The organism is Pseudarthrobacter sp. L19 (genome assembly GCF_050859435.1).
Lineage (GTDB): Bacteria > Actinomycetota > Actinomycetes > Actinomycetales > Micrococcaceae > Arthrobacter.
Map to the genome: position 1 here is coordinate 1,344,127 of NZ_CP193935.1, position 19,289 is coordinate 1,363,415.

A 19,289-nucleotide genomic window follows, 5' to 3' on the forward strand; every position below is an offset into this window, starting at 1 on the left:
GCGGTGCCTACCGGGCCGGGATTCCCGGCCCGGGCCAGGCGCCGCCGGCGGCTTCCAGCTCGTCGACCAGCCGGAGCCCGCGCCGGGCCCACTCGATCTCGGTGCGGGCCCGGTCCACCAGGCCCTCGTAGGTGAAGCGCTTGAAGGCCACGGTGCGTTCCCGGTCGCCGGGGTCGGTGACGGCGAGGCGGCGGACCAGCATCGGGTTGGCCACCTCGGCGATCCGCTGCAGCTCACCCTCCCATTGGGCGAGTTCGGCCTCCCACTGGGCCTCGTGCCGGCGGAAGAAGGCGCGGGCGTCGCCGGGGAGGCGGCCTCGAGGTAGGCCGCGCGCAGGTGGGCGGGGTCGCGGACCCGGGCGTACTCCAGCGGGGTCTGCATCCAGGCCAGGAACGCCGCCTCGCCGGCGGCGGTCACGTGGTAGAGCCGCCGGGTGGCGCGCTGGCCGCGGGGCTGTTCCTCACCCTCGATCAGGCCCTCGGCCTCCATCTTGCGCAGCTCGGGGTAGATCTGTGAGTCCGGCGCGTGCCAGACGTGGCCCACGGACGCGGAAAACTGCTTCTGCAGTTCGTACCCGGAGAGCGGGCCGACGCGCAGCAGCGCGAGCAGCGCATAGCGCAGGCTCATACGGTGCTCCTTCCGGGCGTGGCGGGGGTCGAGGGGGCGGGTGTGCCGCCCCCTCGACCCGAGGCTCCCAGCCTAGGCGGGCTGGTAGTTGGTGCGCCAACCGCCCTGGTACGTTGCGCGCGCCACGGTGGAGTAGGGGACCGGGCTGACGACGGCGCGGACCTCGGTCTGCTCGTGCGGCTCGACTGCGGCCTTCGCGGTGCCGCCGTTCGGCTCGCCCCAGACCACCTTCAGTTCGGTGCCCTCCGGGACGTTCGGGTCGATCGTGGCCAGGGACAGTGCCCGGCGCTCGTTCGCGCTGTACCCGGTGAACATCGAGTAGCCCACCACGGTGCCGTCGGCGTCGACCACGGAGTCGTAGTTGGCCGAACCGTAGTTCGCCAGCGGCAGGTCGAAGAACTTGTAGCTGGGGCCCTCCACGTTGAAGAGCGAGGCATAGATCTTCGTGATGTCCTCCGCGTCCCAGGCCAGCGTCACCTTGCGGCGCTGCGCGGCGGGGTCCATCTTCTCCAGGGCGTCGCGGCCGATGAAGTCGTGGTCGAACTTCACGAAGGAGCCGTAGCCCAGCTCCCAGGGGGTCAGGTAGTAGTCCTCGATCCGGTCTGAGACGAAGGATCCGGCCAGGGTGCCGGTGGCCTCGTAGCCGTCCGCGGGGAGCCACTCGCGGTAGCCGCGCTCGGCCTCGCCGGTGTAGATGGCCGGCAGCGGGGAGGGGATCCAGCCGGATTCGAGCGTGTTGGAGGGGTAGGCACGGGAGCCCACCGGGACCAGCCCGAACTCGGCGCCGGCGGCCACGATCGCGTCGCGGATCCGGTCGTGGTCCTCGTACGGGCCCCACACCTCCAGGCCCGGGGCGCCGGCCATGCCGTGGCGGAGGGTCCGGACGGTGGTGCCGTCGATCGTCATGGTGGACATGTTGAAGAACTTCAGCTGCTCCAGCGGGCCGCCGTTGAGCTTCTCGATCACCTGCCAGGCGTTCGGGCCCTGGATCTGGAAGCGGTAGTACTGTCGGGACACCCCGTGGCCGTAGGGCCGCGACGGCGACCGGCGGTCCACCCGGATGTCCAGGTTGCCGTAGCCGCCTGTTTCACCGTGGTAGAGCAGCCAGTTCGCGGCCGGGGCACGGCCCACGTAGACGTATTCGTCCTCGCCCTCGCGGAACAGGATGCCGTCGCCGATGACGTGGCCGGATTCAGTCGTCGGGACGTACTGCTTGGCCTTGTTGACCGGGAAGACGGCGGTGGAGTTGATGGCGGTGGCGGAGATCAGCTTGATCGCGTCCGAGCCGGACATGAACAGGTTGTCCATGTGGTGGGACTGGTCGTACAGCACGGCCGTCTGGCGCCAGGCGGTCTGTTCCTTGATCCAGTTCTGGAAGTCTGCGGGGACCACCGGATAGATGTAGGAGCCGATCTGCGAGTTGCGGAGCAGGTCGACGGCGCCGCGGGACGCGTCGAGGACTTCCTGCAGATTCTTCGGTGCCACAATGAACCTCTTTTTCTGTCGGGATTTCGGGGGTCTAGGGGTGTTTCGGAAGCCGGAGGGCGTCAGAACACGATGGTCTGGTTGCCGTGCCGGATGATCCGGTCCTCGGCGTGCCACTGCACCGCGCGGGAGAGCACGGCCCGTTCGACGTAGGCGCCGCGGGCCTGCAGGTCCGCCGCGGAGTGGGCGTGCGTCACGCGGGCGACGTCCTGCTCGATGATCGGGCCCTCGTCCAGGTCCTTGGTGACGTAATGCGAGGTCGCGCCGATCAGCTTCACGCCGCGTTCCTTGGCCTTGCGGTACGGCGCGGCGCCGACGAAAGCGGGCAGGAAGGAATGGTGGATGTTGATCAGCGGGACGCCCGCCCGGTCCAGGAACTCCGGGGAGAGGATCTGCATGTAGCGGGCCAGCACCACGAAGTCGACGTTGCCGGCCAGCAGCTTCAGGATCTCGTCTTCGGCGGCGGACTTGTCCGGCCCGGCGGAGGGCACGTGGAAGAACGGCACCCCGAAGGAGCGGACATCCTCGGCGGTGTTGGTGTGGTTGGAGATCACCATCGGGATGGAGACGGGCAGCTCGCCGCGGCGGTGCCGCCAGAGCAGCTCCAGCAGGCAGTGGTCCGAAGTGGAGACCAGGATGGCCATCCGCTTGGGCACGGACCGGTCCGTCAGGGTCCACTGCAGGCCGAGCGGACCCAGGGTTTTCGCCAGGTCCGCCTCGATCTCCGGCAGGGCGGCGGCCAGGTCGGGGCGGTTGAACACCACCCGCTGGAAGAAGTCGCCGGAGCTGGGATCGGAAGAGTATTGGTCCAGGGAGACGATGTTTCCCCGGCTGCGGGTCACCAGGGCCGCCACCGCGGCGACGATGCCGGGCTGGTCGGGGCCGTGGACAATCAGGCAGGCCTGGTCCCGGAGCGACTCCGTGTGGGGCGCCATCAGGGGCGCCCGGCGGTGAACTGCCGGACCCAGTCGGCCGTGGCCAGCAGTCCGCCGAACGTGTAGAAGTGCAGGCCCACGCGGCCGACGGCGGGATCCTGCGGCCCCGAGGTGCGCTCGGCGAGTTCGGCGGCCAGGTCGTTGACGAACCGGTCCGGCCCCGCGTCGCCCATCAGGTTGGTCAGGGAGAAGCCGTACTTCTTGACGATCATGGCGTTCGCGCCGACGCCGAACCGGCGGGCGAAGCCGAGGAGCCGCTTGATGCCGGCCGGTCCGGGGGTTCCCACCCGGATCTCGGCGTTGACGCCGCCGGCGCGCAGGGCGGTGATCCAGTCGGCGACCGGGTCGGTGTCGAAGGCGAACTGGGTGAGGATGACGGCGTCGAGCTCCTGCTCCGCGAGGGCGGCGGTCTTGTCCGCCAGCGCCCGGGCGAGCACGTCCTTGGCGATGTCCGGGTGGCCCTCGGGGTAGCCGCCGATCCCCACCTGGCGCACCCCGTACTGCTGCAGCACGCCGCTCCGGATCACGGCGAGGGAGTCCTCGAAGGGCCCCTCGGGGGTGGCCGGGTCGCCGCCGACGGCGAAGATGTGCTCGCTGGCGCCGACGTCCTGGAGCCGGGCCAGGAATTCCTCAAGCTGTTCCAGGGAGCGGAGCCGGCGGGCGGAGATGTGCGGGACGGGAACGAAGCCGAGCTCCCGGACGGCCTTCGCCGCGGCCACCCGCATCTCCAGGTCCTCGTTGCCGAGGAAGGTGACGTTGATGCGGGTGCCCGGCGGGATGTGGTCCTTCGCCTCGTGCAGGGCCGGCACGTCCTTGCCGGTCATCTCAAGCGAGAAATCGCGGATCAGTTCCAGGGAAGCCGCCCGGTTGACCACGGGCGTGATTCGATTCGCCATCAGGAAGTCCTTTCCGTGGGTGCGACGGTGCACCCACGGCCGACTTTACCTATGTGCATAGGGACTGTCTATAGGTAATTAACTCCCGGCAGCGTCCTCCGGCTGCAGGTGTGCGATGGACCGGGTGTCCTGGAATGCCCGGACTCCCTCGATGCCCTGCTCGCGGCCCATCCCGGACTGTTTCATGCCGCCGAACGGGGCGCGCAGGTCCAGCCGGGTGGCGCCGTGGTCGTTGACCCAGACGTAGCCGCAGACCAGCCGGGCACCCACCCGGTTGGCGGTTGCGGTGTCGGCGGTCCAGACGGAGCCGCAGAGGCCGGCCCAGGTGGCGTTGGCGGCTTCCACCGCCTCGTCTTCGGTGTCGAAGGGCAGTATCGGGATGACCGGGCCGAACTGCTCCTCGGTCACCACCCGCAGGGACGGATCCGGGTCGATCACCAGCGCCGGGCGGAGGAAGTTCCCGCCGCGCAGCTCCGGGCCCTCCGGCAGGGTGCCGTATTCGCGGACCTCCGCCCCGGCGGCCCTGGCCTCCTCGATCAGCCCGGCCACGAACTCCTTCTGCGCGGGGGAGTGCAGCGGCCCCATGGTGGTGCCCTCGTCCAGGCCGTAGCCGATCACGGCCCGCTCCAGCCGGGCGGCGAGCCCGTCGACCACCTCGTCCAGCCGTGAGCGGTGGACGTAGATGCGCTTGGCGTTCATGCAGATCTGGCCGGTGGTGTCGAAGATGGCGGCGTACAGCCGGTCCAGGTGGGTGTCGTCCAGGACGGCGTCGGCGAGGATGACGGCGGCGTCGTTGCCGCCCAGTTCCAGCGTCACCCGGGTCAGCGCCTTGGAGGCCATCTCCATGATCCGCTTGCCGCCGCCGACGCTGCCGGTGAAGCAGACCTTGGCGACGTCCGGGCTGCTGATCAGGGCGGACATCTCCGCGTCCTTGCCGGTGACGACGTTGAGTACGCCCGGTGGCAGCTTCTCCGCGATCCGCTGCACCACCCGGGTGGTGGCCAGCGGCGCCGTGGGCGGCGGCTTCACGATGGCGGTGTTCCCGGCCAGCAGCGCGTGCGGGAGCGAGGCCGCGAGGATGGCGATGGGCCAGTTGAACGGCACGATCACGGTCACCACGCCGAGCGGCTGGTAGGCGACGGTGGTGGAGACGGGGATGCCCGGCGCCGGCGGCAGGACCTTGGTGGCGTTCACCTCCGCCGCGAGGGCCAGGGCCAGGTTCCAGCGGATCTCGAAGACCAGCGAGTCCACCCAGGCCTCCATCCGGATCTTGCCGTTCTCCCGGGAGAGCACGGCGGCGTCCTCGTCGCGGTGTTCGGCGATCCCCTCGAGTGCGGCGCGCATCGCGTCGGCGCGCTGCTCCGCGGTCAGTGCCGCCCAGGCCGGGAAGGCGGCCTTCGCGGCGGCCACGGCGTCGTCGACGTCGGCGGCGGAGGCCGCGGCGGCGTGCCCGACAACGGCGCCCGGCCTGCCGGGGTCGGCGATCTCCAGGGTCTGCCCGGCCTGGCGTTCCCGGCCCCCGATGTAGAGGCCGGTGGTGACCGGGGCGGCGGTGTCGGTGGTACTGGTCATGGCGGCGCACCTCTCTGTGCTGTCTTGCTGTGCTGTCTTGCTGGGGGCTGTTGTTAGGGGGTGTTGGTCTGGATTGCGTGGGTTCCGGGTGTGGGTCAGGCGTCGGCGGACACGTTCGGGGTGCCGTGGGTGTGGAAGGTTTCGATGGTCTTCATGCCCCAGGCCTGGCCCTTCTTGCGCTCCTCCTGGGTCCATTCCACCACCGGGGAGTCGGGATCCAACAGGAGCCGGGCGCCGGCATTCGCGAATTCGATCCGGTTTCCGCCGGGCTCCCAGACGTAGAGGAAGAAGGTCTGGTTGATGGCGTGCTTGTGCGGGCCGGACTCGATGTGGATGCCGTTCTCCAGGAAGATGTCCGCGGCCTTGAGGATGTCCTCGCGGGTGTCCGGGGCGAACGCGACGTGGTGCAGCCGGTTGCCGTGCTTCAGCCAGTCGTCGGAGTAGACCACGTCGTAGGACTTGTTGTTGAAGTGGAACCACCAGGCCGCGTAGCCGCCGTCGTCGAGCTTGATCCGCTCGCTTTCCCGGCCGCAGAGGGCGTGCGCCACGAACTCGCCGTTGGCCACCACGTCCTTGGCCAGGTAGTTGATGTGGTCCAGCCGCCGCGCGTTGACGCCGCGGCCGGGGAAGGCCGAGGCCTGGTTCTTCAGGGCCGGCCTGTCGTCGGTGGCGACGTAGCGCTCGGTCTCGTAGTAGAGGGCCATGCTGTGCCCGTCGGGGTCCCGGAACATGTAGGTCGGTCCCGTCCCCACCTCCCCGTCCACCCAGCCGGTCCCCAGGCCCATGGCCTCGATCGCGGCGACCCGGCGTTCCAGCGCGGCCTGGCTGCTGGCCCGGAAGGAGGTGCGGCCCACGCCCGCGTCGGCGGATTCGGTGAGCTTGATTGTGTAGAGCTGGTATTCGTCCCAGGTGCGCAGGTACACGGACCGGCCGCCGCCGGCGTCCCCTGAAGCCTCGGCGACGACGCGCATGGCCAGCAGGTCGCGGAAGAACCACAGGCTCTTCTCGAAGGTGGGGGTCAGCAGCTCCACATTCCCCAGGTGGGCGACGTCGAACGAGGTGTACTCGGTCACGGGGGCAGTCCTCTCGTAGCGGTGGTGGTCAGGGCCGGGGGCGCGGGAAGACGCGCCCGTCGAAGATCTTGCGGGCGGTGCGCAGCGCAGCCGAGCGGGTCACGGTGACCCCGTCCAGGCCCTCGGCCAGGCCCACCTCGACGTCGAAATGCCCGGTCGGGTGCTCGATCCGGCATGGCTCGCCGGGACCGGGCAGGGCGGCCAGGCCGTGGCCCACGGACCCGTCCGCCAGGATCCCGGCCGCCACGGTCAGCGCGCCGAGCACCCCGATGGAGGTGTGCACCCGCACCGGCAGGAAACTGCGGGTGGTGACTGCGCCGCCGTTCCGGGCCGGGGAGAGCAGCACCATTTTTGGCACCGTCGCCGTACTGACATCACCCATTCCCATCAGCGCGGCGGCGTTCTTTCGCAGTCCGGCCAGCCGGTCCGCCAGCGCGGTGTCCGCCTCGAGCTCCGCCGGGGATTCGTCGCCGGCCAGGCCCAGGTCCGCGGCGCGCAGCAGCACGCTCGGCATCCCGTTGTCCACGCAGGTCACCGCCATGCCGTCCACGGTGTCCAGCACCCGCCCGGTGGGGAACAGCGCCCCGGTGGAGGAGCCGGCGGTGCCCTCGAAGTTCAGCCGGACCGGCGCCGCGGTGCCGGGGACGCCGTCGATCGCCAGGCCGCCGTCGTACTCCGGCCGCCCGCCCGGGGTGGGGAAGGCGGCGGTGGCGAAGCTGCCGGTGTTGAGCATCCGGATCCGGACCTCGGTATTCCCTTCGCCGGCGCGCACCAGGCCGCGTTCCACGGCGAAGGGGCCCACGCCCGCCAGCAGGTTGCCGCAGTTCTGCCGGCTGCTGACCACCGCCTCGTCCAAGCCGACCTGCAGAAACAGGTAATCCACGTCCGCGTCCCCGTCCGGGGAGGGGGACACCACGGCCACCTTGCTGGTCAGCGGGTGCGCCCCGCCGAGGCCGTCAATCTGCCGGGGGTCGGGACTGCCCATGATCCGCAGCAGCAGGGCGTCCCGCTCCTTCGGGCCGGCGGGCAGGTCGGAGGCCAGGAAGTAGGCGCCCTTCGAGGTGCCGCCGCGCATCAGCAGGCACGGAATGCCCTCGGTCTCAGCCATCCCCGGACTCATATTCCGCAGCGGTTATATACCGGACGCCGAGCCCGTCGAGGAGGCCGCGCAGCTTATTGCGGTCCAGGCTCAGCCCGCCGGTGGAGTAGTCGGCGCGTGAGTCGGCCTCCTTGGCCGCCCGTGCGTCGGCGGCCCGCAGCGCCTCCGCAGCCTCCGCCCGCGGAACGCACAGCACGCCGTCGTCGTCGGCGATGATCACGTCACCCGGGCGCACCACGGTGCCGCCGATGGCGACCGGGACGTTCACCGAACCGGCCGTGGCCTTCACCGTGCCCTGGGCGTTGACGGCCGCGGCCCAGGCCGGGAAGCCCAGGGCCCGCAGCTCGGCCACGTCCCTGACCCCGCCGGTGGTTACCAGCCCGCGGACCCCGCGGTGCCGCAGCGCCGTGGCGAAGAGTTCGCCGAAGGACCCGTCGAGGGAGGGGAGGTGGTGGTCACCACCAGGATGTCGCCCTCGCGGCACTGTTCGACGGCGGCGTGGATCATCAGGTTGTCGCCGGGCCAGCAGAGCACGGTCACGGCCGTGCCCGCGATCCGTTCGCCGTCCTGGATGGGGCGAAGGCCCGGGCCGAGGAGCCCCGTGCGGCCCATGGCCTCGTGCACGGTGGCGACCCCGTGCGCCCCGAGCCGGTCCGCCACGCCGGCGTCGGCCCGTTCGATCCCGGTGACCACGACGGTCCTCATGCCGCCACCCCTCTCATTCCCGCGGTGCTTCAGGCCAGGACATCGGTGACCTGGGGGTAGTAGCGCATGTAGGCCTCGCCGCGGGTGTCCACCGGCAGCCCGAGGTTCGGCCCGGCGTTGCGCTTGACCTGGACGCCGCGGCGGACGGCCAGCGAGCTGTAGTACTCCCACATGTGCTGCTGGGCCGGAAGGCATTTCATGGCGCGTTCCTTGGCCGGAAACGCCGCGGTGATGTCCAGCAGGACGTCGGGCTTGAAGTCGCACTGCTCCGGCTGGTGCGGCTCGAAGAAGAACACCGGAGGTGCCCCGAGCACCTCGCCGGGGGCGTCGTAGCCGATCGCCTGGGCCAGGATCCGGGCCTCGATCGCCAGCCGGGCCGCCGCCGGATGGTCCCCGTTGTAGGGGTCCAGCAGAGGGTGGGTCAGCACCACGGTGGGCTGGATCCGGCGGTAAATCCGCACCAGAGTGTCCAGCAGTTCGCGGCTGGGCTGCAGCGGGTAGTCGCCGGCGTCCAGGAACTCGATCTCGGCGCCGAGTGCGGCCGCCGCGGCCTCCGCCTCGGACCGGCGCAACTCCTTGATCTCCTCGAGCGACTTGCCGGCGAGCCACTGGCTGGCGGACTCGCCGCGTTCACCGTAGGAGAGGCAGACGACGACGGCGCGGTCCCCCGGGCGGTGGCGGCGGCGATCGCGCCCCCGGCCCGCCAGACGAAATCCCCGGCGTGCGCGCTGACCACCAGCACCGTTCCTGGCATGCCCATGTCTCGGTCCTCTCCGGTTCGCTCCGCGGACAGTGCCAGACAACCACGCTCTGGCAGACCGGTCAATACATCCCATACAATTTTGTTAGCAATCCTGATTCCAGATCCGTACGGCGATCGCGGCCACGGTTGCGGCCCGCTATCAAAGGAGATAACCGATGGCCCAGAAGTCCCTGCAGGATGTCCTCGACGCGGCCGGCAACACCGTGGAGCACCTCCGCAACTCCCAGCTCGGCACCTACATCTACCCGGTGGTGCCGGCGGAGTTCACCAACTGGCGGCGCGAGCAGCGGGCCTGGCGGGAGACCGCCGTCCTCTACGACCAGTCCCACCACATGGTGAACTTCTTCATCACCGGCCCGGACGCGCTGAGGCTCCTCTCGGACACCGGCATCAACAGCTTCGCCAACTTCCCGGTCAACACCGCCAAACAGTTCGTCCCCACCGCCTCCAACGGCGGAGTGATCGGCGACGGCATCCTCTTCCACCAGGCGGAGAACGAATTCGTCTACGTCGGCCGGGCGCCCGCGGCGAACTGGCTGCAGTTCCACGCCGAGACCGGCGGCTACGACGTCGAATGCCGCTACGACGACCGGTCCCCGTCCCGGCCCTACGGCCAGGCCGTCCAGCGCGAGTACTACCGGTTCCAGATCCAGGGCCCGAACGCCTGGCAGATCATCGAAAAGCTCAACGGCGGCACGCTGGAACAGGTCAGGTTCTTCCACATGGGGCAGCTGGAGATCGCCGGGCAGCACGTCCGCACCCTGCGCCACGGCATGGCCGGCGCCCCGGGCCTGGAAATCTGGGGACCCTACGCCCAGCACGGCAGGATCCGCGACGCGGTGCTGGAAGCCGGCGCGGAGTTCGGCATCGAACCCTGCGGATCCCGGGCCTACTCCTCCAACACCCTGGAGTCCGGCTGGATCCCGTCGCCGCTGCCGGCGATCTACAGCAGCGACGCCGAACGCGCCTACCGGCAGTGGCTGCCGGCCGCCAGTTACGAGGCCACCAACGCCCTGGCCGGATCGTTCGTCTCGGACAGCATCGAGGACTACTACCTGACCCCCTGGGAACTCGGCTACGGCTCCTTCGTGAAGTTCGACCACGACTTCATCGGCCGCGATGCCCTGGAACGGATCGACCCGGCGTCCCAGCGGCGCAAGGTCACCCTGGCCTGGAACGACGAGGACCTGGCGAAGATCTGGGCCTCGTTCCTGGACCGGGACACCCCCGGCTACCAGTTCTTCGACCTCCCCAACGCCAACTACGGCTCCTCCAACTACGACTCCGTGGTGGACGCGGACGGCACCCCGGTGGGGCTCTCGCTCTTCACCGGCGTCTCGGCCAACGAACGCCGGGGACTGTCCCTGGCCACCGTGGATGCCAACGTCGAGGCCGGCACGGAGGTCAGGGTGATCTGGGGTGAACCCGGCGGTGGCTCCCGCAAGACCACCGTGGAACCGCACGAGCAGCTCAGCGTGCGCGCCGTCGTCAGCCCGGTGCCCTACGCCGTGACGGCCCGGACCGAGTACCACGGCGGCTGGCGCACCGCCGGCGCCGCCCGATAGGGGTCAGGCCACCGGGAGCTCGCGGAGGGCCGCGATGACGCTGAGCAGGTGGCTGCGCACCGCCTGCTCGGCGGCGTCCGGATCCCGGGCGACGACGGCGTCGATGATCGCGGCGTGCTCCAGCACGGAGACCTTGGCCCGCTGCGGCCGGGAGGAGAGCTTGAACTGGTGCCGGACGCTCTGGGCGTGCAGCCGGGCCAGGACCTCAGCGGCGATCGTGTGGTGGCTCAGTTCCCGGATCCGGTTGTCCAGCGAGAGGTTCAGCCGGGAGTACTCCACCAGGTCACCCTCGGCGACGGACTCGATCATCCTGGCCCGGAGGTCCAGCAGTTCGGCGGCGTCCCGGTCGCTGAGCGCGGCGGCGGTCTTCGCGGCGCACAGGCCCTCGACGCCGATCCGCACCTCCAGGATCTCGATCGCCTCCTCCACCGAGATGGCACGCACCCGGGAGCCGCGGTTGGGCAGCCGTTCCACCAGTCCTTCGCCGGCCAGCTCCAGCAGCGCGGTCCGGACCGTGGCCCGGCTGGCGGCGAAGGCCCCGCTCAGGTCGGCCTCGATCAGCCGCTGGTTGGGGGCGTACTCGCCGCGGATGATCGCGCCGCGGATCAGGTCCGTCACCCGGGTGTCCGCGGCCGTCACGGCCTCGGCGGTCCGGCCTGCCAGGGCGGGACTCTCAGCTGCTGGTGCCATATGAACTCAACCCCCGGAATCGGACTGCGGCAGACCCCGGATCCGGGACCATATTGTCTACAATCTTAGAAGCATCGAAGGGGTGGGTCCGCATGCGCGTCGCAGTACTCGGCCTGGGGGAAGCCGGAAGTATCTATGCCGGGGACCTCGCCGGGCTGGGCGTGGCCGTCACCGGCGTCGACCCCCGGGTGGCCGCGACCCCGCCGGGGGTGCTCCGGGCCGCGTCCGTGGCGGAGGCGGTGCGCGGCGCGTCCGTGGTCCTCAGCCTGGTGGGCGGGGCCGCCGCGGCGGAGGTTCTGGGCCAGGCGTTGCCGGCCCTGGGCCCGGATGCCCTCTACGCGGACCTGAACACCGCAGGCCCGGAGGCCAAGCGGCGGCAGGCCCTGGCGGCCCGGGACGGCCGGGCCGCCTTCGTCGACGTCGCCGTCCTGGCCCCCGTGGCCCGCGCGCGGCTGGCCACACCGCTGATGCTGAGCGGCACCGGCACGGAGGCGCTGCTGCCGGTACTGGCGGGCTGGGGCATCCCGGCGGCCGGCGCGGGCGGCGAGGCGGGGGTGGCCGCCGGATTGAAGCTGTTGCGCAGCGTGTTCATGAAGGGCCTCGCGGCCGGACTGATCGAGGCGGTGACGGCGGCCCGGGCCGTGGGTGCCGAGGAGTGGTTGACCGGCCAGATCGCCGCGGAGCTGGGCCCCGCCGGCCCTGCGCTGGTGTCGCGGCTGCTGGCGGGGACGCCGGTCCACGCGGTGCGGCGCGAGGCTGAGATGCGCGAGGCGCGGGCCTTCCTCGACAGCCTCGGCGTGCCGCACCCGGTCACCGACGGCACCATCGAATGGCTGCACCTGCTGGCCGGGGACAGTCCTGACTGACTACGCCCGCCGGCCGGGGGCGGATCTCCTGCTGAGGCGACGGTTGAGTATCAGGCTCAGGCGACGCGCCACAGGGTGCATTCGTCGGCGTTGACGGCCTTGCGCATGCCGCTCTGCCGGTCCAGGATCCAGACGACGCCGATTCCCGGGGCCGTCTCCTGCACGCACCCGCGGCGGATGACGACGTCGTCGTAGTTCGGTCCCACCCGCAGGCGGGCCTCGATCTCGTCCCCCTCCGCACCTGCTCGAGGCTGCGGATACGGACAACGTGCGCTGCGGCTTCCTTCAACATGGCGGGCCTCCCGGACTGGAGCTGATGCCTGGACCTGCGGGCACTTCCAGTGTGGGCGGCCATTGTTGCCGCCGCGTTTCGGTGCGGTAAGGAACGGGTTAGTTCTCGACGCCGGGCCGGGTGCAGGCAAGAATGGGCGCATGGACCTGCCCCTGATGCCTCCGGTCGCGCCGATGCTGGCCAAGGCCGTCCCCGCCCTCCCCGAGGGGGAGCTGAGCTTCGAACCCAAGTGGGACGGTTTCCGCTCCATCATTTTCCGCGACGGGGACGAGGTGGAGATCGGCAGCCGCAACGGCAAACCGTTGACCCGGTACTTCCCGGAGCTGGTCGAGGCCCTGAAGCGGAACCTGCCGCCGCGCTGCGTGCTGGACGGGGAGGTGGTCCTGGTGGCGGGGGACCGGCTGGACTTCGACGCGCTGCAGCAACGGATCCACCCCGCGGCCAGCCGCGTCACGCTGCTGGCCGGGCAGACACCCGCCAGCTTCGTCGCCTTCGACCTGCTGGCCCTGGACGGCGAGGACTTCACCGGCCGGCCGTTCGCGGAACGCCGCGAGGCACTGGAACGCGCGCTGGCCGCCAGCAGCGCGCCGGTGCACGTCACGGCCGCGACCCGGGACCGGGACACCGCGGAGCGCTGGTTCAACCAGTTCGAGGGCGCCGGCCTGGACGGGATCGTGGCCAAGGCCCTGGACTCGGTCTACCAGCCGGACAAGCGGACCATGTTCAAGGTCAAGCACCAGCGCACCGCGGACTGCGTCCTGGCCGGCTACCGGGTGCACACCTCGGGGCCGGACCGGGTGGGCTCGCTGCTGTTGGGCCTCTACGACGGCGACGGCGTGCTGGCCAGTGTCGGCGTGGTGGGTGCCTTCCCGATGCAGCGCCGGAAGGAACTCTTCGAGGAACTCCAGCCCCTGGTCACGGACTTCGCCGACCACCCCTGGGCCTGGGACCGGCAGGAGGATGGCACCCGCACCCCGCGCAACGCCGAGGGCAGCCGGTGGAGCGGCAGCAAGGACCTCAGCTTCGTGCCGCTGCGGCCGGAGCGGGTGCTGGAGGTCAAATACGACCACATGGAAGGGCCCAGGTTCCGGCACACCACCCAGTTCGTGCGGTGGCGGCCGGACCGGGACCCCCGGTCCTGCACCTACGCCCAGCTGGAGGAGCCGGTCAGCTACGACCTGGCCGACGTGCTGGGCGCCGGCCGCTAGGCGTACGCTCCTTCCCGGTTACTGCCGCCTTCAGGTCCCGGCACGCCGGAAGGCCCGGCGTGTTCCGTGAACACACCGGGCCTTTCGGGTTGTAACCGGGCGGGAACGTCCGCCCTGGCCTTTCAAACAGAGGGGGCTCAGCGGAGGCCGAGCTCCTTGGTGGGGACCTTGAAGGTCTCCTTGGCGGTCAGCGCGGAGGCCGCGGCGATGACGCAGATGATGGCGGTGAAGATGGTGATCTGGACCCAGCCGCCGGCCTTGATGCCGCCCATCGCGGCCACGATCGCCGGGGCGAAGCCGGCCATCAGGAAGCCCAGCTGGGTGCCGATCGCCAGGCCGGAGAAACGGACCTTGGTGCTGAACATCTCGGCGTAGAAGGAGGGCCAGACGGCGTTCGAGGCGGCGTAGCCGAAGGAGAAGAAGCCGATCGCGGCCAGGAACATCAGCGGGATGGAGCCGGATTCGAGGCTGAGCAGGAACACCGGGGTCAGCACTGCGCTGGAGAGCGCGCCGTAGATGAAGACGGGCTTCCGGCCGATCCGGTCAGCGAGCTTGCCGAACAGCGGCTGGGTGCCCAGGGCCACCAGGTTCGCGCCGACCACCAGCCAGAGGGTCACGGTGCCGTCCACGTTGGCGACGGTCTTGGCGTAGCTGATGGCCAGGGTGCCGAAGACGGTGGAGACGGCGGCGATGAAGGCGCAGGCCACGACGCGCAGCACGTCACGCCAGTGGTGCTTGAGCAGGTCGGCCACCGGGATCTTGGAAATCTGGGCGCTCTTCTGGGCTTCCTCGAAGGCGGGCGGCTCGTGCAGGGTGCGGCGGATGAAGAACGCGACCACGACGACGACGGCGCTGAGCCAGAACGGGATGCGCCAGCCGATGCCGTACTTGACCTCGTCCGGCAGGGCGAGGACGGGGATGAAGACGAGGGCCGCGAGGATCTGGCCGCCCTGGGTGCCGGTGAGGGTCCAGGAGGTGAAGAAGGAGCGGCGGTTGTCCGGGGCGTGCTCGAGCGTCATGGAGGAGGCGCCGGCCTGCTCGCCGGCGGCGGAGAGGCCCTGGCAGAGCCGGGCGATCACCAGCAGCACCGGTGCCCACCAGCCGACCGTCTTGAAGTCCGGCAGGCAGCCGATGACGAAGGTGGAGGCGCCCATCAGCACCAGCGTGAACATGAGGACCTTGCGGCGGCCCACCCGGTCGCCGAAGTGGCCCAGGATGATGGCGCCCACCGGGCGGGCGATGTACGCGAAGCCGAAGGTCGCGAAGGACATGATGGCGGCGTTGGTGTCCGCGTCCGGGAAGAAGACCTTCGGGAAGATCAGGGCGGCGGCGGAACCGAAGATGAAGAAGTCGTAGTACTCGACGGCGCTGCCGAGGAAGCTGGCGAGGGCCGCCTTCTTCGGCGTGCCCGCCGGAGCGGCGGTGCCCGGCGTCGTAGTCGGGAGAGTCTGGCTCATGGTGTTCCTTCGGGGTGACGGCATTGTCGGGGATGGATCTCGGGGGCCGTGCCGGCCGCTGGCTTCCCGGATGCGGCAGCCGATTGACCTGGAGTGGACCCTGTGAAGTAGCCGCATGGTGGGAGCTACTTGCGTGATGTAGCAAGCATGGCTGTGGGGCAGATCACTTGTCAAGGAAAATATTCACCATCTAGCAATAGCTCTCACAATGTGAGAACATCGAGCCATGAGTGTGAACCAGGACACAATGCCGGCCGCCGATCAGTCCGGAGCCGGACCCAAGGATGGATCCGCCCCGGAGGCCGCCGAATCCGGCTCCGGCTCCCGCACCGACATGGTCGGTAAGGCCCTCGGGCTGCTGGTCCTGCTCGGTGATGAACCCCGCGGCGCCAGTGCCGCCGAGCTCTCCCGCCGCGCGGAGCTGCCGTTCAGCACCACCTACCGGCTGCTGGGCTCGCTGACCCGGGACGGTTTCGTCGATTACGAGCCGGACGGCCGCCGCTACCACCTGGGCCTGCGGGTGTTCCAGCTGGGCCAGCGGGTCTCGAACCACCACGGCTTCGCCGGTACCTCGCTGCCCATCCTGCGCCGGGTGACCGAGGAGACCGGGGAGGCCACCATCCTCTCCGTGCGGGACGGCAATCACCACCTCACGGTGAACAAGGTGGACGGCCCGCAGACCTTCCGCGTCACCTCGGACCCCGGCCATCTGGGAGCGCTGCACACCACCTCCGTGGGGAAGGCGCTGGTAGCCTTCGCCGATGACGCCACCCGGAGCCGGCTGCTGGAGGAACTCCCGCTCGATCCCCTGACGGAGCGCTCCATCACGGACCGCGGGGATTTCCGCGCCGAGATCGAGCAGGTCCGGGCCCGCGGCTACGCCACCATGGACGAGGAGAACGAGCTGGGCATGCGCGCCGTCGCCGTCCCCGTCTTCAACTCCCAGGGCCACGCCTTCGCCTCCCTGGCCACCGCCGTGCCCGTCTTCCGGATGAGCATGGAGGCCCTCGTGGCGTTGGTGCCCCTGCTGCAGGCGGCGGCCGCGGAACTCTCCGCCAGGCTGCCGCAGCAATAAATAAGTTCGCTATAAGAACACAAGTGCATTATGTGAACACTTGCAGTACTGTTACCCCTATCACTTTCCCCGCCGCCCCGAGCGGTGCGGCGGAGAGGGTGCCGTTGTCAAAGGAGCTACACGGATGAGCAACCGAGCGGAGTCCTTCCTCATAGGCCTCGTGGGTGATGGCGTGACGCCCTCGCTCACGCCGCCCATGCACGAACGGGAGGGCGATGAGCAGGGCCTGCGCTACCTGTACCGGCCCATCGACCTGATCGAACTCGGCCTGCCCGGCACCGCCGTCGGTGATCTCCTCACCGGCGCCGCGCGGCTCGGTTTCAACGGCCTGAACATCACCCACCCCTGCAAGCAGCTGGTCATCGAGCACCTCGACGACCTCACCCCGGACGCCCGCCGGCTCGGCGCGGTCAACACCGTCACCATCCGGGACGGCCGGCTGACCGGCCACAACACCGACTGCTCCGGCTTTGCCGCGGCCCTGGCCGACGGGCTCCCCGACGCCACCCTGGACCGCGTGGTCCAGCTCGGCGCCGGCGGCGCCGGCTCCGCCGTCGCCTACGCCCTGCTCACCGCCGGCGTCCGTGAACTGGACCTGGTGGACACCGACCCCGCCCGGTGCGCGGCCCGCGCCGCCGAGCTGGCCGTCCTCTTCCCCGGCGCCACGGTCACGGCACGGACGACGGCGGAGCTGCCGGCCCTGATGCCCCGCGCCGACGGGCTGGTCCACTGCACCCCGGTGGGCATGGCCGCCCACCCGGGACTGCCGCTGGACGCCGCGCTGCTGGAATCCCGGCACTGGGTGGCGGACATCGTCTACCGGCCAATCGAGACCGAGCTGGTCCGGGTGGCGCGGGAACGCGGCTGCGAGGTCCTCGACGGCGGCCGGATGGCCGTGGGCCAGGCCGCCGACGCGTTCCGCATCTTCACCGGCCGGGAACCTGACGCGGCCCGGATGCGCGGCCACTTCCTGGAACTCGTCGCCGCCGAGGAGGTGGCCGCCTGATGCGCACCGGAATCGCCACCGTCTGCCTCTCCGGCACCCTGCGGGAGAAGATGCAGGCCTGCGCTATCGCCGGCTTCGACGGGATCGAGATCTTCGAACAGGACCTGGTGACCTCGCCGCTGAGCCCGGAGGACATCCGCGCCATGGCCGCGGACCTGGGATTGACTCTGGACCTGTATCAGCCGTTCCGCGACTTCGACAGCGTTCCCGAGGAGCTGCTGGCCGGCAACCTCCGCCGCGCCGAGGCCAAGTTCCGGCTGATGTCCCGCCTGGGCATGGACACCATGCTGGTCTGCTCCAACGTGGCCACCGCCTCGATCGACGACGACGATCTCCGCGCCGAACAGCTGGCCCGGCTCGCGGAGCTGGCCGGGGAGCATGGGGTGCGGGTGGCGTACGAGGCCCTCGCCTGGGGCCGCTACGTCAACGACTACGAGCACGCCCACCGCCTGGTGGCCCGCGTGGACCACCCGAACCTGGGCACCTGCCTGGATTCCTTCCACATCCTCTCCCGCGACTGGGACACCGCACCGATCGAGGCGTTCGACCCGGAGAAGATCTTCTTCGTCCAGGTTGCTGACGCCCCCAAGCTGTCCATGGACGTGCTGTCCTGGAGCCGGCACCACCGCGTCTTTCCGGGCGAGGGGCAGTTCGAGCTGGCCAAGTTCATGGGCCACGTGGTCCGCGCCGGGTACGCGGGACCGGTCTCGCTCGAGGTCTTCAACGACGTCTTCCGCCAGTCCGACGTCGAACGCACCGCCGTGGACGCGATGCGCTCCCTGATCTGGCTCGAGGAACAGAGCGCCAAGTGGCTCACCGGGAACGCGCCCGGCGCCGCCGCCGGCCGGCCCGCCCCGCGCCGGCACCCGATGGAGCTGGCCACGCTGCCGCGGGTGGCCGAACCCGCCGGGTTCAACTTCGCCGAGGTCCGCGCCACGGACACCGCCGCGCTGGAGAGCCTGCTGGGCCAGCTCGGCTTCGGCTTCAACGGCCGGCACCGCAGCAAGAATGTCCAGCTCTGGACCCTCGGCCAGGCCCGGATCATCATCAACGAGGACGCCCCGGCCCCGGCGGAAACTGCCATCGCCGCCGTTGGCTTCGACGTCGACTCGCCCGTGCTTGCCGCGGCCCGCGCCCGGCAGTTGAAGGCCCCCGCCGTGCCGCGCACCAGCCGCGCGGACGAGGAGGTTTTCCAGGGCTTCGCCGCGCCGGACTCCACCGAGATCTTCCTCTGCCAGGGCAGCCCGGACGGCACGGCCGCGTGGGTGGACGAGTTCGGCCCCGGCCACGCGGGGCCCGCCACGGGCGGGGAGGCCGACGGCGCGAGGGCCGTGATTGACCACGTCAACCTGGCCCAGCCCTGGCAGCACTTCGACGAGGCCGTCCTCTTCTACACCAGCGCGCTGGCGCTCCAGCCCCAGCCCTATGCCGAGGTGGCCAGCCCCACCGGGCTGGTCCGCTCGCAGGTCATGGCCACGGGCGACCGGGGCGTCCGGCTGGTGCTCAACCTCGCCCCGCTGCACCAGCAGGAGGGTTCCACGGAGCCGGCCGGCGGGGCCTACACGCCGCGCCGGACCTACCAGGAGCACATCGCGGTGGCCGTCGATGACCTGGTGGCCACCGCCCGCGCCGCCCGGGACCGGGGCCTGGACTTCCTGCGCATCCCGGCCAACTACTACGAGGACCTGGACGCCCGCTTCGACCTGAACCCGGAGTTCCTCGCCACCCTGCGCGAGCTGAACCTGCTCTACGACCGCGACGGCGACGGCGAGTTTCTGCACTTCTACACCGCCACCGTGGGCAGCGTGTTCTTTGAAATGGTCGAACGCCGCGGCCGCTACGACGGGTATGGTGCCCCCAACGCGCCGGTCCGCCACGCCGTCCAGTACGACCACCGGCACCAGCTGACCCGCACTTCCTGACCGCAACAGACAGCCTGACCCGACCATCATCCGAGCACCACCGATCCAGCACC

Annotated in this window: 17 protein-coding genes and 2 pseudogenes; 6 read left to right on the forward strand and 13 right to left on the reverse strand. The window is 70.5% G+C overall.

All coding sequences use genetic code 11. From position 1 onward, the window contains the following. Window positions 1–7: 7 nt before the first annotated feature. The 10 genes and pseudogenes from ACRQ5B_RS06305 to ACRQ5B_RS06350 form a co-directional block, all read right to left on the reverse strand. On the reverse strand, window positions 8–214 hold the full coding sequence (locus ACRQ5B_RS06305) for a hypothetical protein (protein ID WP_432398010.1): 207 nt from the start codon (window positions 212–214) through the stop codon (window positions 8–10). 236 nt (window positions 215–450) lie between these two features. Continuing rightward, window positions 451–627, reverse strand: a pseudogene (locus ACRQ5B_RS06310) (PadR family transcriptional regulator); the annotation flags it as partial. A gap of 72 nt (window positions 628–699) precedes the next feature. Beyond that, window positions 700–2,112: a vanillate/3-O-methylgallate O-demethylase gene (ligM, locus tag ACRQ5B_RS06315; protein ID WP_432398013.1), complete on the reverse strand. Its 1,413-nt coding sequence runs from the start codon at window positions 2,110–2,112 to the stop codon at window positions 700–702. Window positions 2,113–2,174: 62 nt separating this feature from the next. Beyond that, a complete protein-coding gene (purU, locus tag ACRQ5B_RS06320; RefSeq protein ID WP_412884387.1) occupies window positions 2,175–3,047 on the reverse strand; it encodes a formyltetrahydrofolate deformylase in 873 nt (290 codons plus the stop codon). Then, the gene (locus ACRQ5B_RS06325; RefSeq protein ID WP_412884386.1) at window positions 3,047–3,943 is read right to left on the reverse strand and encodes a methylenetetrahydrofolate reductase; all 897 of its coding nucleotides are present in this window, start codon (window positions 3,941–3,943) and stop codon (window positions 3,047–3,049) included. Before ACRQ5B_RS06325 ends, purU begins: the two co-directional genes overlap by 1 nt. A 78-nt stretch (window positions 3,944–4,021) precedes the next feature. Further along, the gene (locus ACRQ5B_RS06330; RefSeq protein ID WP_432398015.1) at window positions 4,022–5,515 is read right to left on the reverse strand and encodes an aldehyde dehydrogenase family protein; all 1,494 of its coding nucleotides are present in this window, start codon (window positions 5,513–5,515) and stop codon (window positions 4,022–4,024) included. Between the two features lie 95 nt (window positions 5,516–5,610). Then, window positions 5,611–6,588: a VOC family protein gene (locus tag ACRQ5B_RS06335; RefSeq protein WP_432398017.1), complete on the reverse strand. Its 978-nt coding sequence runs from the start codon at window positions 6,586–6,588 to the stop codon at window positions 5,611–5,613. Window positions 6,589–6,616: 28 nt separating this feature from the next. Further along, the gene (locus ACRQ5B_RS06340) at window positions 6,617–7,696 is read right to left on the reverse strand and encodes a 4-oxalomesaconate tautomerase (protein ID WP_432398018.1); all 1,080 of its coding nucleotides are present in this window, start codon (window positions 7,694–7,696) and stop codon (window positions 6,617–6,619) included. Then, window positions 7,689–8,392, reverse strand: a pseudogene (locus ACRQ5B_RS06345) (4-carboxy-4-hydroxy-2-oxoadipate aldolase/oxaloacetate decarboxylase). Before ACRQ5B_RS06345 ends, ACRQ5B_RS06340 begins: the two are co-directional and overlap by 8 nt. A 29-nt stretch (window positions 8,393–8,421) precedes the next feature. Beyond that, window positions 8,422–9,195 (reverse strand): PIG-L deacetylase family protein, encoded by a 774-nt coding sequence (locus tag ACRQ5B_RS06350; RefSeq protein WP_432398019.1) that lies wholly within the window; start codon window positions 9,193–9,195, stop codon window positions 8,422–8,424. A gap of 115 nt (window positions 9,196–9,310) precedes the next feature. On the opposite strand from ACRQ5B_RS06350, the gene ligM (ACRQ5B_RS06355) reads away from it, so the two are divergent. Beyond that, a complete protein-coding gene (gene ligM / locus ACRQ5B_RS06355) occupies window positions 9,311–10,720 on the forward strand; it encodes a vanillate/3-O-methylgallate O-demethylase (protein WP_432398021.1) in 1,410 nt (469 codons plus the stop codon). A gap of 3 nt (window positions 10,721–10,723) precedes the next feature. On the opposite strand, the gene ACRQ5B_RS06360 is transcribed toward ligM (ACRQ5B_RS06355), so the two are convergent. Further along, window positions 10,724–11,410, reverse strand: coding sequence for a GntR family transcriptional regulator (locus tag ACRQ5B_RS06360; protein WP_432398023.1), 687 nt, complete (start codon window positions 11,408–11,410; stop codon window positions 10,724–10,726). Window positions 11,411–11,502: 92 nt separating this feature from the next. Here ACRQ5B_RS06360 and ACRQ5B_RS06365 point away from each other — a divergent pair, with 92 nt between their 5' ends. After that, window positions 11,503–12,276 (forward strand): DUF1932 domain-containing protein, encoded by a 774-nt coding sequence (locus tag ACRQ5B_RS06365; protein WP_432398025.1) that lies wholly within the window; start codon window positions 11,503–11,505, stop codon window positions 12,274–12,276. A gap of 56 nt (window positions 12,277–12,332) precedes the next feature. On the opposite strand, the gene ACRQ5B_RS06370 is transcribed toward ACRQ5B_RS06365, so the two are convergent. Beyond that, complete coding sequence (locus ACRQ5B_RS06370; RefSeq protein WP_432398027.1) at window positions 12,333–12,482, reverse strand: hypothetical protein; 150 nt, start codon at window positions 12,480–12,482, stop codon at window positions 12,333–12,335. Between the two features lie 226 nt (window positions 12,483–12,708). On the opposite strand from ACRQ5B_RS06370, the gene ACRQ5B_RS06375 reads away from it, so the two are divergent. Continuing rightward, the gene (locus tag ACRQ5B_RS06375) at window positions 12,709–13,776 is read left to right on the forward strand and encodes an ATP-dependent DNA ligase (RefSeq protein ID WP_432398029.1); all 1,068 of its coding nucleotides are present in this window, start codon (window positions 12,709–12,711) and stop codon (window positions 13,774–13,776) included. Window positions 13,777–13,913: 137 nt separating this feature from the next. On the opposite strand, the gene ACRQ5B_RS06380 is transcribed toward ACRQ5B_RS06375, so the two are convergent. Beyond that, on the reverse strand, window positions 13,914–15,233 hold the full coding sequence (locus ACRQ5B_RS06380) for an MFS transporter (RefSeq protein WP_432398031.1): 1,320 nt from the start codon (window positions 15,231–15,233) through the stop codon (window positions 13,914–13,916). 226 nt (window positions 15,234–15,459) lie between these two features. Between ACRQ5B_RS06380 and ACRQ5B_RS06385 the strand changes: the two genes are divergently transcribed. From ACRQ5B_RS06385 to ACRQ5B_RS06395, 3 genes are all read left to right on the forward strand, one after another. Next, window positions 15,460–16,308: an IclR family transcriptional regulator gene (locus ACRQ5B_RS06385; protein WP_432398032.1), complete on the forward strand. Its 849-nt coding sequence runs from the start codon at window positions 15,460–15,462 to the stop codon at window positions 16,306–16,308. 124 nt (window positions 16,309–16,432) lie between these two features. Continuing rightward, window positions 16,433–17,314 carry a shikimate dehydrogenase gene (locus ACRQ5B_RS06390; protein ID WP_432398034.1) on the forward strand — a complete coding sequence of 294 codons (882 nt, stop codon included), beginning with the start codon at window positions 16,433–16,435 and terminating at the stop codon, window positions 17,312–17,314. Further along, entirely contained in the window at window positions 17,314–19,236 is a 1,923-nt protein-coding gene (locus ACRQ5B_RS06395; protein ID WP_432398036.1) for a bifunctional sugar phosphate isomerase/epimerase/4-hydroxyphenylpyruvate dioxygenase family protein, read from the forward strand. The genes ACRQ5B_RS06390 and ACRQ5B_RS06395 overlap by 1 nt, the downstream gene beginning before the upstream one ends. Window positions 19,237–19,289: the final 53 nt, after the last annotated feature.

What these genes read in the sequence shown, in the direction of transcription:
- ligM (WP_432398021.1), top strand. Translation starts at nt 9,311, where the DNA reads ATGGCCCAGAAGTCCCTGCAGGATGTCCTCGACGCGGCCGGCAACACC.
- ACRQ5B_RS06385 (WP_432398032.1), top strand. Translation starts at nt 15,460, where the DNA reads ATGAGTGTGAACCAGGACACAATGCCGGCCGCCGATCAGTCCGGAGCC.
- ACRQ5B_RS06375 (WP_432398029.1), top strand. Translation starts at nt 12,709, where the DNA reads ATGGACCTGCCCCTGATGCCTCCGGTCGCGCCGATGCTGGCCAAGGCC.
- ACRQ5B_RS06380 (WP_432398031.1), bottom strand. Translation starts at nt 15,233, where the DNA reads ATGAGCCAGACTCTCCCGACTACGACGCCGGGCACCGCCGCTCCGGCG.
- ACRQ5B_RS06325 (WP_412884386.1), bottom strand. Translation starts at nt 3,943, where the DNA reads ATGGCGAATCGAATCACGCCCGTGGTCAACCGGGCGGCTTCCCTGGAA.
- ACRQ5B_RS06365 (WP_432398025.1), top strand. Translation starts at nt 11,503, where the DNA reads ATGCGCGTCGCAGTACTCGGCCTGGGGGAAGCCGGAAGTATCTATGCC.
- purU (WP_412884387.1), bottom strand. Translation starts at nt 3,047, where the DNA reads ATGGCGCCCCACACGGAGTCGCTCCGGGACCAGGCCTGCCTGATTGTC.
- ACRQ5B_RS06360 (WP_432398023.1), bottom strand. Translation starts at nt 11,410, where the DNA reads ATGGCACCAGCAGCTGAGAGTCCCGCCCTGGCAGGCCGGACCGCCGAG.
- ACRQ5B_RS06330 (WP_432398015.1), bottom strand. Translation starts at nt 5,515, where the DNA reads ATGACCAGTACCACCGACACCGCCGCCCCGGTCACCACCGGCCTCTAC.
- ACRQ5B_RS06395 (WP_432398036.1), top strand. Translation starts at nt 17,314, where the DNA reads ATGCGCACCGGAATCGCCACCGTCTGCCTCTCCGGCACCCTGCGGGAG.
- ACRQ5B_RS06340 (WP_432398018.1), bottom strand. Translation starts at nt 7,696, where the DNA reads ATGGCTGAGACCGAGGGCATTCCGTGCCTGCTGATGCGCGGCGGCACC.
- ACRQ5B_RS06390 (WP_432398034.1), top strand. Translation starts at nt 16,433, where the DNA reads ATGAGCAACCGAGCGGAGTCCTTCCTCATAGGCCTCGTGGGTGATGGC.